Here is a 15,286-nt window from a genome sequence, read left to right as displayed (position 1 = left end):
GCCCCACTGGTGGATCGACAGGTCGCCGCCCGGGCACTTCGACAGCGCGCACAGCAGCTCGATCCCGGCGAAGAACTCGTGGACGTCGAACTCCGTGAGCCCGTAGGGCAGGGGAGCGTCGACCAGAGGCGGTCGTAGGTCGCCGAACAGCGCTGGTGCTCGGCTCCGGCGGCGGCCTCGGCAGCGCAGTCGCCCGCACCCTGTCGTTCGAGGGCGCACTCGTCGCCCCCGCCGGCATCAACAAGCACTCGGTCAGCGCGCTCGCCCGGGAACTGCCGAAGTCGCTGGCCTTGAAACGGGAGCACGTCGTCCGGGTGGTGGCGCCGACCCCGAACCCGGGCATCTCCAACACGCTGCGCGCGAGCCTGCTCGGCCGGTCGAAGACCCTGTTCCGGGAGACGGCAGCCAACGGGATCACCACCGACATAGTCGTTCCCGGCCGCATCGCGACCCGCCGCGTCGCGCAGCTGGACTCGGCGAAGGACGTCTGCCCCCGGGCGAGGGCGTGTCGGGGCTCCACTGCACCATGCCGAATGGGGCGTCGGCACCGGGGAAGGTGTTGGCCTCATGGGAGGTGCCGAGGAAGGGGTTGATCAGTGCCGCGGGATCGGCCACGGCGGCTGCGACGCCGGTGGGTGCCGCGACGGCGGTCAGCGAGCCGAGCAGGAGTGAGGACAGGACGACGAGACGGCGCCGGCGTTTGCCCATTGCGTCTCCAGGCTGGATCGAGGTGGTCCCCGACGGCGAGGCGGGAGCGCGGCGTGACATCGTTGTCGGGCCTGCCTAGCAAGGAAAGGCTGGGCCCGGGGTGGTGTCAAGCGTTCTCGGAGATGCTGTCTGGTTATTGGTCTAGTCCTTTGGGGTAAAGCTTTGGGTCGAACGGTGTCGTCGCGGTTTTCAGTTGCGCTCTGACGATCGGTGGGCCTTGTCGGCGGATTCCATGATCACCCGCGCTACCACCACGGGGCGGTCGAACGGGGCTCGGAAAATATCGTCGCGGCCGAGCAATCGCAGCGGTTGTGGGTGACTCACCTCGTCCGAATTGCCGCGTCCAAGTCGAAGGTCGGGCGCTACTGCGCGGCGAGGTCCGACGGGTGCGTCGCCAGCGGGGTCACCTCGATGCGCATGAACGGGTACAGCGGCAGGCTCGACAGGATGCCGTGCAGCTCGTCGTTCGAGGCGACGTCGAAGACGCTGAAGTTGCTGTAATACCCCACGATCCGCCACAGATGCACCCACACGCTCGCGCGCTGAAGCTCCAGCGCGCGGGCCTTCTCTTCGGCGACCCGGTCGGTGACGTCGAGCCCGGGCGGGATCGTCACGTCCATCCGCACGTGGAACAGCACGTCAGCGCCTTTCCAGGCGGCGCACGGCCGCCAGGTCGAGGTCGACGCCCAAGCCGGGCCCGGCCGGCAGGTGCAGCTCGCCGCCGTCGTAGCGCAACGGCGTCGTCAGCAGCTCTTCGCTCATCAGCAGCGGCCCGAATAGCTCGCTCCCCCACGTGACTGCCGGGGTGGTGCAGGCCAGCTGGAGCGAGGCCGCTGTGCCGACCGGGCTTTCGATCGAAGTGCCCGCGTGGCAAGGGATTCCCGCCGCGGCCGCGACTTCCGCGATCGCCCGCGTGGCGCGCAGGCCGCCGGACTTCGTCGTCTTCAGCGAGAACACGTCGGCCGCGCGGACCTTGGCCAGCCGCAGCGCGTCACCGGGCGTGCGGAGGCTTTCGTCGGCCATCACCGGGATCGGCAGCGCGCGGTTGATCTCGGCCAGTGCCTCGACTTCCGCGCCCGGCACCGGTTGCTCGACGAGGTCGACGCCCGCGTCCGCCAGCCGCGGCAGGTACTTCAGCGAGGTCAGCAGGTCCCAGCGCGCGTTGAGGTCCACCCGCACGCTCGCCACCCCGACCAGCTTCTCCGCCACCGCGCACACCCGCGTGACGTCGTCGGCGGGATCGAGTGCGCCCATCTTGAGCTTGAAGCTGCGGTGCCCGGTGTCGAGCTTTGCGAGGGCCTCGTCGGCGACCACCGGCGCGGGCTCAGTGCCCAGCGCCCAGGTCACCGGGACCGACCGCCGGACAAGGCCGCCCAGCAGCGTGTGGACCGGTACGCCGAGCGCGCGTGCCCACGCGTCGTGCAGGGCCACTTCGACGGCGGCCTTCGCGTAGAGGTTCGCCGCGACGACGTCGCCGAGATCACGCAGGGTCCCGGCGACGTCGTCCACTTGACGGCCGAGCAGGACCGGCGTGAAGTAGCGCTCGATGACGAGCCGCATGGTTTCCACGGACTCGCCGCCCCACCACGGGCCGCCCGGCACCACGCCTTCGCCGACGCCGACGGCGCCGCCACCGGTGTGGACGAACACCAGAAGCACCGGCTGCGCGGCCATGCCGGTGCGGGCGAAGCGGTGCGGGCGGCGCAGCGGCACGTCCAGCAGGACCGTCTCGACGCGCTCGATCGCCAGGTCTGTCATGTCTCCTCGTTTCGGGAAAGGGCCGGCCGGGCCGGGGGGAGACCCGGTCGGCTCGGGACGTCAGGCGCGCTCGAGCACGAAGTCGTAGGTCACGCCGAGCCGCCCGTCCTCCCGCGGTTCCGGGTCGAGCACCAGCTCCGGCTTGGTGGCTTCGGCGACGTCGCTATCGAGCCACTCACCGCCCCGGAAGTAGAGCTGTGTGGTGATCGTCCGGTGGCCCGGCGCGCGCACCATCAGGTGCAGGTGGGCGGGCCGCCACGCGTGCCAGGCCGCGGCCGTGATCAGCTTCCCGGTGGGGCCGTCGGTCGGGATCTGGTAAGGCGCGGGCTGGACGGTGGTGATCTCGAACCGGCCCTGCCCGTCGCTCACGACGACGCCGCGCAAGTTGCCGGCCGGGATGTCCGGCGCGAAACCGGAGTAGTAGCCGTCGGCGTCGGCGTGCCAGATGTCCAGCTCCGCGCCGGCGACGGGCGTGCCGTCGACGTCGCGGACCTGCCCGGCGAACACCAGCGGCTCGCCCTTCTCGTCCGGCCGCATTGGCAGCGTCGTCCTCCACGGCAGCATTTCCTGTTCCGGCAGGTAGTACGGGCCCTGGATGCTGCCCTTCGTCCCGTCCTGGCTGCGGGCGGCGACTTCTTCGACGACGTGCTCGACGAAGACGTCCAGGAACAGCGGCCACTCACCGCCCTCGCCGACGTCCATCAGCCACTGCTTCGCGGCCTGGAACTCCGGGTAGGTGACGTCGTGCTCGCGGATGGCCTGGTGCACACCGCGCAGCAGGGCGCGGGCGACCTCGTCGACGCGCTCGCGCGGCACGCTCGCCGTCTCGCGGGCGGCGGCGCGGAAGGCTTCGCTGGCGGAGCTGCCGGAGCCGGCGGCGGTGGGTGCGTGGTCGGTGGTGGTCATGGTGCGTTTCCTTCGTCAGCGGGAGAGGGAGGTGGCGCCAGGGTTGTAGAGGTCGGGCACGGTCCAGCCGTCCAGGTCGTATTCGGCCATGCACTGCTCGGCGAAGCCCTTCATCGCCTCGGCCGAGCCGGACTGCTGGGCGGCGAACAGCAGTTCCGCGCGCACGCCCTCGTGGTTGCCGGAGTAGTTGCGTTCGTAGAGCTCGTGCCGGCCGCCGAACTCGCTGCCGATCGAGTCCCAGATCAGCTTCATCAGCTTCACGCGCTCGACGGCGTCGTAGCCGTTGGAGCCGCGGACGTACTGGTCGAGGTAGGGCCGGATCTCCGGCGAGCCGAAGTCCTTCGCCGAGGACGGCAGGTAGATCAGCGCGGAGCCCAGGTCCTGCATGATGATCTCGCGGATGCGTGGGTAGCCCAGCGTCATGAACCAGCGGTAGGCCAGGCCGTAGTCCAGGTGCGGCAGCACCGCGCCGTTCTTCCACTCATCCGGGTTCGAGGCCATCGCGTCCGACAGCGCCCAGAATAGGTTGCGCCAGCCGATGACCTCGCCGACGCGGGTCTGGATGCCGCGGAAGTCCTTGGTGCCGGTGACTTCGACGCCCTTCATCAGCAGCCCGGCGATGAAGTCGAGTTTCACGGCCAGGCGCGCGACGCCGTGGAAGGTGAAGCGGTGCAGGAAGCCGGAGCCGGGGAAGAAGGTGCTCGCCTTTTCCGCGTCGCCGTAGATGAAGACGTTTTCCCAGGGGATCTTCACCTTGTCGAGAATGAAGATGGTGTCGTTCTCGTCGAACCGGCTCGAGAGCGGGTAGTCGAACGGACTGGCCGTGGCGTCGGCGACGTTGGCGTAGGAGTTGCGGCAGATCAGCTTCATGCCGGGAGCACCCATGGGCACGGTGCAGACCAGGGCGAATTCGCGCTTCTTGATCGGCAGGCCGTAGTGGGCGATGAAGTTGTAGTTGGTGATGGCCGAGCCGGTCGCGACGACCTTGGCGCCGGAGACGATGAGGCCGTCGTCGCGCTCCTGTTCGACGTGGATGAACAGGTCCTTGACGTCGTCGGGGTTGCGGTCGCGGTCCACCGGCGGGTTGATGATCGCGTGGTTCCAGTACAGGACCTTCTCCTGTGACTCGGCGTACCACCGTCGTGCGTTGTCGGCGAACGGTTCGTAGAAGTCGGAGTTGGCGCCGAGCGTGCCGAGGAAGGCGGCCTTGTAGTCGGGGCTGCGGCCCATCCAGCCGTAGGTCATCCGGGCCCAGGCGACGATCGCGTCGCGGTCGGCGAACAGGTCCTCTTGGGACTTCGGGGTGCGGAAGAACGGGTGGGTGAACCCGCTGCTGCCGGTGTCGGTGGGGGCGGTGAGCACCGCCCGCTGTTCGGGGTCGTGCAGGGCGTCGTAGAGCCGCGCGGTCATCCGCACGGAGTTGCGGAACGCCGGGTGGGTGGTGACGTCGTCGACCTTGTCGCCGTAGATGAACACTTCCCGGCCGTCGCGGATGGATTCGACGTACTCGTCGCCGGTCATCGGCCGGGTCGTGCGCACCTTCGCGGGTGCGTCGTGCTCCTGGATGGTCATCGGGCAAACCTTTCGTCGTCGAACGGCTTCAGGAAGCGGTGGTGAGCGGGGCGAACTCGGTGGCCGAGCCGAACCAGCCGAGATCGGGGCAGTCGACCGAGGCCGACCAGTGGGTGTGGCCGCGCGGGCCGAGCTCGCGGAACCCGCCGGCGAAGAACAGCAACGGGTCGGCGTCGCTGGTTTCGAGGTGCTCGACCTCGCCGATGACGATGAGGTGGTCGCCGCCGTCGTAGGTCCGCCACGGGCGGCACGCGATGGTGGCCGCGGTGCCGGTCAGTACCGGTGCCAGGGAGCCTTCGGCCCAGGCCGGAGCCCGGTCGTGCGGGCGGCCGGCGAAGTGCCAGGCCGTGTCGAGCTGGTCCGCGGCGAGGACGTTGACCGCGAACGGTGCGCCCTTCAGGTACTGGCAGGCCTTTGACCGCCGCGTCAGCGTGACCTGGCACAGCGCCGGATCCAGGGAAACGGCGGTGAACGCGTTGACCGTCGCGCCGTGCGGCTCTCCCTGGTCGTTGCGGCAGGTCACCACCGTGACGCCGGTGGCGAAGCGGCCGAAGGCGTTGCGGATTTCGCGTTGGTCGAGCGGCATTGCTCTTACCTCCTGTACGCTGTGCGTACAATACGAACGCTGTGCGGACACGCTTAGGAGATTCCCCCGACGCGTTCGCTTTGTCAAGACGGCGGTGCGGGAGGATGTCGACATGGAGACCGACCGCGACTTCGTCCAGAGCATCGAGCGGGGTTTCGCCGTGCTGATGGCCTTCGACGCCGAGCGTGCGAACCCGACGCTCGCCGAACTGGCGGCCGCGACCGGCCTGTCCCGCCCCGCCGTCCGGCGGATTCTCCTGACGCTGCAACGACTCGGGTACGTCCGCGGCGACGGCCCGCGCTGGTCGCTGACCCCGCGCGTGCTGAGCATCGGCCAGCACTACTCGGCCTCGCACGGGATGATCGAGACCGCCCAGCCGCGGCTGCTGAGCCTCGCCGAGGAGACCGGCGAATCAGCGTCGCTGGCCGCGCTGGACGGCGCCGAGGTCGTCTACGTCGCCCGTGTGCCGGTGCGGCGGATCATGAGCATCAACATCTCGATCGGCACCCGCGTGCCGGCGCACGCGACGTCGATGGGCCGGGTGCTGCTGGCCTGGGCGCCGCCGGCGCTGGTGGACGAGGTCGTCGCGGCCGGGCTGCCGGCGCTGACCGCGCGGACCGTCACGGACGAAACCGCCTTCCGGCGGGCGTTGCGCACGGTGCAGGACCAAGGGTGGTCACTGGTCGCCGAAGAGCTGGAGGAGGGACTGCTCTCGGTGTCGGCGCCCGTCCGGGACGCGAGCGGCGCGGTGGTGGCGGCGCTGGCGTCGTCGACGTCGAGCGGGCGCTCCGACGTCGAAAAGCTGCGCCGTGAGGTGGTGCCGCAGGTGGTGCGCGCGGCCGCGCGGATCAGCGCCGACCTCGGCAATCAGGTCGCCCCGGACCGCGGCAGGGAGGGGTACTTCTGACCCCGGCCGTCACGCCTGGTCGAGGCGGGGGTAGAGAACTTTCTTCGACCAGCAGGAGGATCGCCGCCGCCACCGGAATCGCGACCAGAGCGCCGAGAATGCCGAGCAGGGCACCGCTGACGAGCACGGCGACGGCGATGGCCAGCAGCGCGGCGTAGGGCACGCCGAAGATCAGCAGCCAGGTCAGGGCGAGGACGCCGGCGATGACCGAGACGGCCAGGTTGCCCAGGACGTAGCCCCGCCCTTGGCGAGCGGGAAAAGTATCGTGACCCGGCCGTGTCGACCGGATATCTCCGACCGGGTCACACGCCGAGCTGGGCCACAGTCCTTCCTTGGGCGTCCTGGATCGACACCATGGTGATCGAACCGGAGCGAAAGGTGGTCGGCGTCCGGATCGTCGCGGTCTGGCCGGGAATCGGCGGCCAGGTCCCGACGACCTCCTTCCGGCCGGTCCGGTCCACCGCCACGGCCACGTAGTTGCCCTGGATGAACTGCTGACTGGTGTACGTGCACCGCAGATCCACCTGGTCCCAGGAATCGTGCGCGGACACGCTCAACTGAGCCGCGATCACCGCGTTGGTGGCCTGGCTGACCGGGAGGCTCTGCTCCTCACCCGGCCGGCTCACCACGACGCTACCCAGTACCGCGCCGAGGGCCACGGCCGCCGCCATCGCCAGTCCCGCCGCCGCGCGCCGGGTCCAGGAGCGACGGCGTCCGGTGGCCCGCATCTGGGCCACCAGATCCGCCGGCAGCTGGTCCCGTCGGGCCGGCCGGAGGTCGTCCGGCTCCTCGACGAGAAACAATTCGAGCGGGGCAACGTCGAGCAGCCGGGGGGTATCGCTCAGCGTCGACAACCGTCTCGCGCAGTCGTCGCACCCGCGGAGGTGGTCTTCGAACTCAAGTCGGTTGGCCTCGTCCAGCAGGCCCAGGACGTAGGCGGCGTCCCACGTCAGGTAGGGATCAGCGGTCATCAGACACCTCCCAGGTCGGCCACCGCCGCCGCGAAAGCGTGCAACGCGTAGTGGGTGCGGGATTTGATCGTGCCCAGCGGCACGCCCAAGCGCGCCGCCGCCTCCTTGAGCGACGAACCGCGCAGGTACGTCTCCAGCAGCACCGACCGGTGCTCCTGCGACAGCCTGGACAGGGCCTGGGCCACGACCGTGCGGTCACCGACGGCGTCGGTGCGGTCCGCCGTGGGGACTTCGGGTGGCTCATCGGTCACCTTCTCGTACCGCCTTCGACCCGAGCGCCATTCGTCGATGATCAGCCGTTTGGCGACCGTGAACAACCAAGGGCGGGAAGAGTTCCGCGATTGGTCCAGCACCGCCGGAGTCTTCCACGCCCGCAGGAACGTCTCCTGGACGACATCGTCCGCCCGTGCCACGTCGCCGCTCATGAGACTGAGCGCGTAGCGCCGTACGGCGCCGGCGTGCTCGTCGTACAGTGCGCGCAGCAGTCGCTCGTCCTCCGTCATAGCCCGCCGAATCCTCGAGTGGAGCCGCGCCGGGTGCCGGGGCACCCAGCGCAGCGGGGGAATCAGGCGATCAAAGGGTGCCCAGGAGGTACGCATCGATCGCGGCTTCGGTCGACGAGGCGCCGACGTCGAAGGTGTGCTTGCCGACGCCCAAGTAGACGGTCTGCGACCACTTCTTGTCGTAGCCGCCGAGGGTGACGGGCTGCAGTCGCACGCCGTCCACCGTGGTCGTCACGACGGTCGGGAGGAGGTTTTCAATCTCCACCGTGTAGCGCCCGGCCTTCGTGACGTTCACGGTCGCCCAGGCCGGGTTGGCGGCCGTGGTGACGCTGCTCAGGAAGGTCCGGCGCGCGGTGACCGGGATCGACGCCGGCACAGGTCCGGGGACGACGGCGGAGGCGGCGGCGAGCTGCAGGGCCGCGGGTTGCGCGGCCGACGCCTGCACGGCGAACCCGCCGGCGAGGGCGAGTGCCGCTCCGGTGGTGACGAGTACGCGGCGGGCCCAGTTGGTGTTGGACACGTTGTCTCCTTCACGAGGTGGGGAGTGCTTGTCGCCCACGGATACGACGCACCCCTGCCGACGGTTCAATCGCCCGGCGAGAAGCGAGTGATCTGCGTCATGCCAGGCCGAGGGGCTTGGCGCCGCCGGTCGGTGACGCTGCCGAGCAACCGCCGGACAGCGACGTCCGATGGGGCAAGCAGCCGCCGGAACGCTATGCCGCGCAGTTCCCCGACGACGGCGATGGCGTCGTCGGGGCTGGGGTGAGGGTCGATGGTGCCTTCTGCGATGGCGGCACGAATATCGTCGCGCGGATCGGCCCCGGAAGGCCTCGTCGCGTTGGCGGAAGATCGCGGCGAGTTCGGCGTCGGTGGCGGCTTCCGCCCACAGCACCAGGAATGCGTGGTCGACCACGCCGATGCGGCCGAGTTCGCCGAGGTTAGCGGAGGAGCGCCTGAACCTTTTCGGGGCGAGTCGGGGAAACGGACCTCAGGGGCCAAGTTCAGCTGGGTGACCTTGACGGCGTTGGCGCCCTCAGGCAGTCCGCGGTCGTCGTTCCTGCCACCCCGGTCCGTGCGTTGGTCGTGCAGGCGGGGTTCGACGCGACGCCGAGGTCCCGGAACGTCGAGTTCGGGCGGAGCAAGTTCTCCACCTTCCACCACAGCGCGATCGACTCGCCCTCGCCGATGCGCGGATGGTCTGCCCGGTGAACGTGGCACCGTCGGTGATCAGGTAGTCGGCCTTGCCCACGACACCGGCGTTTGATGTGCGGGTCGCCGTCCGGGCCGAGCCAGTAGTGGCCATTGACCCGGTCCCGGCCGGGCGCCGGGTGCTGAGTGCACCCGCACAGCGTGGAGTTCAGGTGATCTCGTGGCTGCTGCTCGACACGAACAAGTCGGGTAAGCGTCAGAGCACGACGAGAGCGAAGCTGGTGAGCAAGCTGCCGACGAGGAAGTAGGGCGCGTTGAGCAGGCCGTAGCGCAACGGGTGCGGGAAGTTCGGGTTGATCGCGATGTTGAAAGTCATCGCCACGAGGTAACCGATCCCGATCACCAGGCCGAACACGAGCGCGTCTCCGATCGAGCTGATGCCCAGTGCGGCAAACAGGACCGCGCTGGTGAGCACGTTGACCAGCGTGCACACCAGCGGGCCAATCCCGTCGACGGTGCGCCGTTCGGTCGGAGGCATGTCTTCGCGGCCGAGGGCGCGGGCGTACTGCTGCGGGACAGCCAACATGAAGTACGCGGCGCCCAGCCCGGCCAGCACGACGGTTGAGACGAGTACGGCGATCCAGTTGATCTGGGTGAAAACAGCAAACATTTCTTGTCCTTCGAGGTGTCGGACACCGATGACCGGCGGCGAGTGAGCGGAGGGGTCAGACAGGGCGCCGGCGAAGCGCCGGCTGGGTGAGCGCGGGCGGGACGTAGGCGACGTCGACGGGTCCGACGTCGGTTCCCGGGGCGACGACCTCGTCGATCTGGTCGAGCAAGTCGTCCTCGAGGACAGTGCCGGCTCCCGCGAGCAGGTCGTCGAGCTGGGTGGGTGTGCGCGGGCCGATGATCGCCGAGGTGACCGCCGGATGCGCGGTGACGAAGGCCAGAGCGAGGTGGGGGAGCGACAGCCCGGCCTGCCCGGCGAGCCCGGCGAGGGCTTCGACGGCGCCGAGCTTGCGTTCGTCGGTCATGTGTTCGCGCGCCCAGTGCAGGCGGCCGGCCGACGCCGTTTCGCCGTTGCCCTTGCGGAGACGGCCGGCGAGCAAGCCCATCGCGAGAGGGCTCCACGCCAGCACCCCGAGCCCGTACCGTTCGCAGACCGGCAGGATTTCGCGTTCGATCCCGCGGTTGAGGATCGAGTAGTGCGGCTGTTCGGTCCAGAACCGGGCCAGTCCCCGTCGTTCGGCCACCCATTGCGCTTCCACGATGTCCGACGCGGGCAAGTTGGAGTGGCCGATTGCGCGAACCTTGCCTGCGCGCACGAGGTCGGTGAGCGCGCCGAGCGTTTCCTCGACGTCGGTGCCGGGCTCGGGGTGGTGGGCCTGGTAGAGGTCGATGTGGTCGACGTCCAGGCGGCGCAGGGACCCATCGACGGCGGACAGGATCCACCGCCGAGAGCTGCCGCGCCGGTTGGGGTCGGCGCCCATCGGGCCGTTGAACTTCGTGGCGAGGACGAGTTCGTCGCGGCGGCCGCGCAGTGCCTTGCCGAGGATCTTCTCGGATTCGCCTTCGCCGTAGACGTCGGCGGTGTCGATGGTGTTGATGCCGCCGTCGAGGGCGCGGTGGACGATGCGGACGCACTCGTCGGGATCGGGGTTGCCGTACGGGCCGAACATCATGGTGCCCAGGGTGAAACCGCTGACCTGGAGGCCGGTCCGGCCGAGGGGGCGGGTCTGCATGGGTGCTCCTGGTGGGAAGTGGAGGAGCGCGGCGGGACGGCCGCGCTCCTCGCGCGGAAGGTCAGGCCTGGGCGTAGTCGGCGGCGACGTCGATGATCCAGGTGATCCCGAAGCGGTCGGTCAGCATCCCGAACGCGGGCGCCCACTGGGCGGGGCCGAACTGCTCGATCACGGTCGCGTCCTTGACGAGTCCCTCCCACACGGGGGTGACCTCGTCGACGGTTTCGCCGCGGACGGAGAGGAAGAACGGTTCCCGGGTGATCGTGGTGCCGTTTTCGCGTCGCGTGCTGGGCGCGCCGTGCGCGGCGGGCGCGTGCTCGCCGGGGACGTCGTAGGCCATCACGCGGAAGCCGTTGTCGGCGACGATCTGGCCGAACACGACGTTGGCCGCACCGGGCAGTTCGGCGGGCATCCCGAAGTCGGCGTAGGTGATGACGGTGGACTGGCCACCGAAGACCGACTGGTAGAACTTCAGGGCCTCGCGGGCCTCGCCGTGGAAGTTCAGGTGCGCGACAGCGTTGAGAGGCATGGTTGCGGTCCTTCGTGAGTGGTTCCCGGAGCCGGAGGTTTCCGGCGATGAGGGCCACCATGTCAGCAGTAGAGGTCAGAGAACGTCCGCTATTTGTGGCATGGTGAAACCATGCCGATCGCTTCCTCGACGACGACCTCGAGTCGCCTGCTGTCGCTGCTGTCGATGCTGCAGGCTCGCCGGGACTGGCCGGGCGGCCTACTCGCCGAGCGGCTCGGCGTCAGCGAACGAACCGTGCGCCGCGACGTCGACCGGCTGCGTGAGCTGGGCTACCCGGTGCATGCGGTCAAGGGTCCCGACGGTGGCTACCGGCTCGAAGCGGGCAGCGAGATGCCGCCGTTGTTGTTCGACGAGGAGCAGGCGGTCGCGCTCGCCGTCGCGTTGCGGATCGCAGTCGGGACCGGCGCGGGCATCGAGGAGGCGGCCGCGCGGGCGCTGGCCACGGTGCGGCAGGTGCTGCCGTCGCGGTTGCGGCAGCGCGTCGACGCCCTCGAGATCTCCGCGGCCGGGCGCGGTGCCGATCTGCAGGTCGACACCGCGCTCCTGGTGACGTTGAGCGCTACGGTCCGCGCGGGTGAGGAGCTGCGGTTCGACTACCGGTCGCCGGGCCGGCCGGAGGAAGCCGAGCCGCCGCCACCGCGCCGGGTGCAGCCTCACCACCTGGTGGTGCGGGGCGGTCGGTGGTACGTCGTCGGGTGGTCCCCCGACCGGGCCGACTGGCGGATCTACCGCGTCGACCGGATGACCCCGCGCATCCCGAACGGCCCGCGGTTCGCCCGTCGCGAAGTGCCTGGCGGCGACGTGAGCGCCTTCCTGTCGGCGCGGTTCAAGGGGTCCGAGAGCACGAACGCGTGGCCTTGCCAAGGCGAGGTGCTCCTCGAGCTGCCGGTGACGGAGGTCGCCCCGTTCGCCGGCGACGGGATGGCCGAGGAAGTCGGTCCGACCCGCACGAAGCTGACCTCCGGGTCTTGGTCGTGGGCCGCACTGGCCGCGGCACTGGCTCGGTTCGACACCGAAATCGAGGTGCTCGGGCCACCGGAACTGCATGCGGCGTTCGTCGAGCTGGCCCATCGCGCCAACCGCGCGGCAGGAACCGGGTGAGCACGGCGACGAGACGATCTCTGGTTGCGCTGGGCATTCCTGATGGCTTCGAGGCCACGAGACGGGCGACGAACGCGGACCTATTGACTTGCTAGTCGACCAACAAGTAAAACTGAGGTATGACACCTGAAATCGCGTACGTTTTCGAAGCTCGCCGTGATGACCCGCTGCACGAGGTAAGGGTTGTCGGCGAAGCCCTGCGGCCGCCGGCGGACGGGGAGGTGCTGCTCGCGATCGAGCGGTTCGCGGTGGCCTCCAACAACCTCACCTACGCTTTGCTCGGGGATCAGTTGGGGCATTGGGCCGCGTTCCCCGCCTCGTCGCCCGAGTGGGGCCGGGTACCGGCGTGGGGATACGCTGTGGTGATCGACGGCGATCCGGCCTTGGCCACGCCGGGTAGCCGTTGGTCGGGCTACCTGCCGATGGCCACGCACGTCACTGTCCGGGTGGAACGCCACGGCGAGCGGTTGCGGGCCGTGGCGCCCGAGCGGGCTGGGATGCTGCCGCTCTACCGGGACCTGTCCCCGGTCGCGGGTCACGAGGATGACCGGTCGGCAGTGGCGATGCTGCCGGGCGTCGCAGCGGCCCTGCTCGACGAGTTGGTCGCGGGTATCGGGATCGGCCGCGTCGTCGTGTCCAGTGCGACCAGCAAGACGGCTCTCGCCAGCGCTCTGTTGCTGTCTCGGCGGGGCATCGACGTCGTCGGCATCACCTCGCCCGCGCACGTCGAGGCAGCCGGTCTGGCAGGGATGTACGGCGAAGTGATCGCCTACGCCGACGTCGACACCATCGCGCCGTCCCCCGAGGTCATCTACCTCGATGTGGCGGGGCTGCCTGCGGTGACGGCGGCGGTGCACGCCTGCCTCGGCTCGTCGCTGAAGCGCAGCATCGCCGTGGGTGGCAGCCACCGGGCCGCGGCGGCGCAGCCTCCGACCGTACCGGCGGGCCCGCCGGTCGAGCGCTTCAACTCCGGCGCCCGGCGGGTTCATCTCGTCTCGGAGTTCGGCGAGCGGGCGGTCACCGATCTCGAGGACCGCGCGAGGACAGCCATCGTGCAATGGGCCTCCGCCCATGTCAACGTCCCGGAAACGGTGGGAGTCGAGAGCATCGCGGCGGTGTGGGCCAGGCTCGTCCACGGCGACGTCCCCCCGCTCACGGCCCCGGTGGTCGCACCCGCGGCGTAGCGGCCTCGAGTCACAGTGGGGTTCGGCTCAGCATTCGGTGCCAGTACTCGGTGACCGACCGCCGTAACCGGTCCGTGTCAACGGCTTTCGAATCGAGAAGCCGTTGCAGCCCGATCCCGCGGAGTTGCCCGACAACGGCAATCGCGACCTCGTCGGCTTCCACGTCGGGACGGATGGTGCCGTCGTCGATTCCCGCGGCGACGTCCTCGCGAAGGTCGGCGCGAAACGCCTCGTCCCGCTCGCGGAAAATCGGGGCCAGTTCCGAGGCCGTGGCCGCCTCGGCCCACAGCAAAAGGAACGCCCGGTTCAGCACGCCCACTCCGCCGAGTGCGCCGATGTACCCCTCGATCAGCCGCAAAAGGCGCTCCAGCCCAGGTGACAGACCATCGAGGCCGGGCACGAATCCGGTCTGCGTCGCACGCGCCAGGCGTTCGAGGAGCACCTGCTTGGATCCGAAGTGGTGCGTGACCAAGCCTCGGCTGTACCCGGCTCGCTCACCGACGCGCGCAAGCGTCAGTGAGCGCACTCCCTGTTCGACGACGAGTTCGGCGGCGGCGCCTAGTAACGCGGTTTCGGCCTGGTCGCGACGTTGCTGCTGGGTGCGACGGGTAGTGGTCATGAAGAGGATCCTACGATAAACTTGTCGGCCAGCCAACAAGTATGAGAGGGTGGACATGTTCGCGAACGGAGGATTTCGATGATCGAGATCGACGAGCACGCTCTGAATGCCTTGCTGAGCGAGGATCCGGGCGGTCCTGTGGTGATGCTGAACCTACTGCGGTTCCGTCCGGACGGCGGTCGCGAGAGCTACCAGCGCTACGCCGAGGCACTCAGTCCGGTGGTCAACGTGCGGTATGGCCTGCAAGTGGACTACCTGGGCGACGGCGGGCGTGCGCTGGTCGCCGAGGCGGGGGCAGGCCTGGGACATGGTGGCTTTGGTCCGCTATCCGAGCCGGCAGGCGTTCGCCGACATGATTCGTGACCCCGACTACCAGGCGGTAGCCCATTTTCGCAGCGAGGCGCTGGTGGAATCGGTGCTGCAGCCGACCGTGCCATTGGGCTTGCCGACCTGATGGTCGCCGTCTTCTTGCGTCCAGTCGGGACCGTCGAGCAACGCCGCCGTACCGCTCGCCGGGACGGTGTCCGGGCGCAACCCGTGGACGGGCTCGGCGACTGGCGGATGACGCACGATTCTGGCTGTGGCGCCCAGGTTCTCAGCCGCTCCTGGTCCTCTTTGGATCACGGATGAGAGCCTCGCCGGACAGAACCGGCTCCGGTCCGACCTCATGCGCCGCGAACGCCGATGGGGGCGGAGCTCACGCGAAAACGGCAAACTCGCTCGTCCGTCCGGCGAACGGTGGCCGGTGGGACCACTTCGGCGCCGGCGACCGGGTGCTCGTGTTCGGCGAGCCCGACCCAGCGACCGGCTGGTCCCTCGTCCGCCGTGGCGCGGTGACCGAAGTCCACGCCGAAAGCATCAGCGTGGACTTCGGCGCGGCCGGTCGGTCGGTGTTCACCGTGGCTGACCGGATCCGGATCAGTCACGTGGCCGGATCCTGTCTGTGCGTTGTGGCGCTTCCTTGACACGTCGCGCCTACGGGACTGCCCCCGGTTCGGTTGACTCCTGACCTGTGAGGATGCGCTCCTCGCTGGAAGGATGCCCACCATGC

At 69.5% G+C, this 15,286-nt stretch carries 17 protein-coding genes; 4 read left to right on the top strand and 13 right to left on the bottom strand.

Annotated elements, in window-relative coordinates; all coding sequences use genetic code 11:
- Positions 1-414: 414 nt before the first annotated feature.
- The 6 genes from C2L58_RS28605 to C2L58_RS28580 form a co-directional block, all read right to left on the bottom strand.
- On the bottom strand, positions 415-708 hold the full coding sequence (locus C2L58_RS28605) for a hypothetical protein (RefSeq protein WP_103340777.1): 294 nt from the start codon (positions 706-708) through the stop codon (positions 415-417).
- Positions 709-1,070: 362 nt separating this feature from the next.
- A complete protein-coding gene (locus C2L58_RS28600; protein WP_103340776.1) occupies positions 1,071-1,346 on the bottom strand; it encodes a muconolactone Delta-isomerase in 276 nt (91 codons plus the stop codon).
- 1 nt (position 1,347) lies between these two features.
- The gene (locus tag C2L58_RS28595; RefSeq protein WP_103340775.1) at positions 1,348-2,466 is read right to left on the bottom strand and encodes a muconate/chloromuconate family cycloisomerase; all 1,119 of its coding nucleotides are present in this window, start codon (positions 2,464-2,466) and stop codon (positions 1,348-1,350) included.
- A 60-nt stretch (positions 2,467-2,526) separates the two neighbouring features.
- Positions 2,527-3,372: a catechol 1,2-dioxygenase gene (gene catA / locus C2L58_RS28590; protein WP_103340774.1), complete on the bottom strand. Its 846-nt coding sequence runs from the start codon at positions 3,370-3,372 to the stop codon at positions 2,527-2,529.
- A gap of 15 nt (positions 3,373-3,387) precedes the next feature.
- Positions 3,388-4,944 (bottom strand): 4-hydroxyphenylacetate 3-hydroxylase family protein, encoded by a 1,557-nt coding sequence (locus tag C2L58_RS28585; protein WP_103340773.1) that lies wholly within the window; start codon positions 4,942-4,944, stop codon positions 3,388-3,390.
- Positions 4,945-4,972: 28 nt separating this feature from the next.
- Positions 4,973-5,530, bottom strand: a complete 558-nt coding sequence (locus tag C2L58_RS28580) for a flavin reductase family protein (protein ID WP_103340772.1) — start codon at positions 5,528-5,530, stop codon at positions 4,973-4,975.
- 112 nt (positions 5,531-5,642) lie between these two features.
- Between C2L58_RS28580 and C2L58_RS28575 the strand changes: the two genes are divergently transcribed.
- Positions 5,643-6,437, top strand: coding sequence for an IclR family transcriptional regulator domain-containing protein (locus tag C2L58_RS28575; RefSeq protein WP_103340771.1), 795 nt, complete (start codon positions 5,643-5,645; stop codon positions 6,435-6,437).
- A 302-nt stretch (positions 6,438-6,739) separates the two neighbouring features.
- Here C2L58_RS28575 and C2L58_RS28565 read toward each other — a convergent pair whose 3' ends face one another.
- The 6 genes from C2L58_RS28565 to C2L58_RS28540 form a co-directional block, all read right to left on the bottom strand.
- On the bottom strand, positions 6,740-7,408 hold the full coding sequence (locus tag C2L58_RS28565) for an anti-sigma factor family protein (RefSeq protein WP_103340770.1): 669 nt from the start codon (positions 7,406-7,408) through the stop codon (positions 6,740-6,742).
- Positions 7,408-7,911: a sigma-70 family RNA polymerase sigma factor gene (locus C2L58_RS28560; RefSeq protein ID WP_103340769.1), complete on the bottom strand. Its 504-nt coding sequence runs from the start codon at positions 7,909-7,911 to the stop codon at positions 7,408-7,410. The genes C2L58_RS28565 and C2L58_RS28560 overlap by 1 nt, the downstream gene beginning before the upstream one ends.
- A gap of 70 nt (positions 7,912-7,981) precedes the next feature.
- On the bottom strand, positions 7,982-8,431 hold the full coding sequence (locus tag C2L58_RS28555) for a hypothetical protein (protein ID WP_103340768.1): 450 nt from the start codon (positions 8,429-8,431) through the stop codon (positions 7,982-7,984).
- 885 nt (positions 8,432-9,316) lie between these two features.
- Complete coding sequence (locus tag C2L58_RS28550; RefSeq protein ID WP_103340767.1) at positions 9,317-9,730, bottom strand: DUF1761 domain-containing protein; 414 nt, start codon at positions 9,728-9,730, stop codon at positions 9,317-9,319.
- Between the two features lie 55 nt (positions 9,731-9,785).
- Complete coding sequence (locus C2L58_RS28545) at positions 9,786-10,802, bottom strand: aldo/keto reductase (RefSeq protein ID WP_103340766.1); 1,017 nt, start codon at positions 10,800-10,802, stop codon at positions 9,786-9,788.
- 61 nt (positions 10,803-10,863) lie between these two features.
- On the bottom strand, positions 10,864-11,331 hold the full coding sequence (locus C2L58_RS28540; protein ID WP_103340765.1) for a VOC family protein: 468 nt from the start codon (positions 11,329-11,331) through the stop codon (positions 10,864-10,866).
- 111 nt (positions 11,332-11,442) lie between these two features.
- Between C2L58_RS28540 and C2L58_RS28535 the strand changes: the two genes are divergently transcribed.
- Both C2L58_RS28535 and C2L58_RS28530 read left to right on the top strand, forming a co-directional pair.
- Complete coding sequence (locus C2L58_RS28535) at positions 11,443-12,432, top strand: helix-turn-helix transcriptional regulator (protein WP_103340764.1); 990 nt, start codon at positions 11,443-11,445, stop codon at positions 12,430-12,432.
- 119 nt (positions 12,433-12,551) lie between these two features.
- Positions 12,552-13,616 carry a DUF2855 family protein gene (locus C2L58_RS28530; RefSeq protein ID WP_103340763.1) on the top strand — a complete coding sequence of 355 codons (1,065 nt, stop codon included), beginning with the start codon at positions 12,552-12,554 and terminating at the stop codon, positions 13,614-13,616.
- 10 nt (positions 13,617-13,626) lie between these two features.
- On the opposite strand, the gene C2L58_RS28525 is transcribed toward C2L58_RS28530, so the two are convergent.
- Positions 13,627-14,235: a TetR/AcrR family transcriptional regulator gene (locus tag C2L58_RS28525; RefSeq protein WP_103340816.1), complete on the bottom strand. Its 609-nt coding sequence runs from the start codon at positions 14,233-14,235 to the stop codon at positions 13,627-13,629.
- 78 nt (positions 14,236-14,313) lie between these two features.
- Here C2L58_RS28525 and C2L58_RS28520 point away from each other — a divergent pair, with 78 nt between their 5' ends.
- Positions 14,314-14,598: a hypothetical protein gene (locus C2L58_RS28520; protein WP_233225995.1), complete on the top strand. Its 285-nt coding sequence runs from the start codon at positions 14,314-14,316 to the stop codon at positions 14,596-14,598.
- The last annotated feature ends 688 nt before the right edge of the window (positions 14,599-15,286 follow it).

The sequence above is a fragment of the Amycolatopsis sp. CA-126428 genome (assembly GCF_002904335.1).
GTDB lineage: Bacteria > Actinomycetota > Actinomycetes > Mycobacteriales > Pseudonocardiaceae > Amycolatopsis.
Note: the sequence above shows the minus strand (reverse complement) of the source record. Positions and strands in the feature narration are given on the sequence as shown.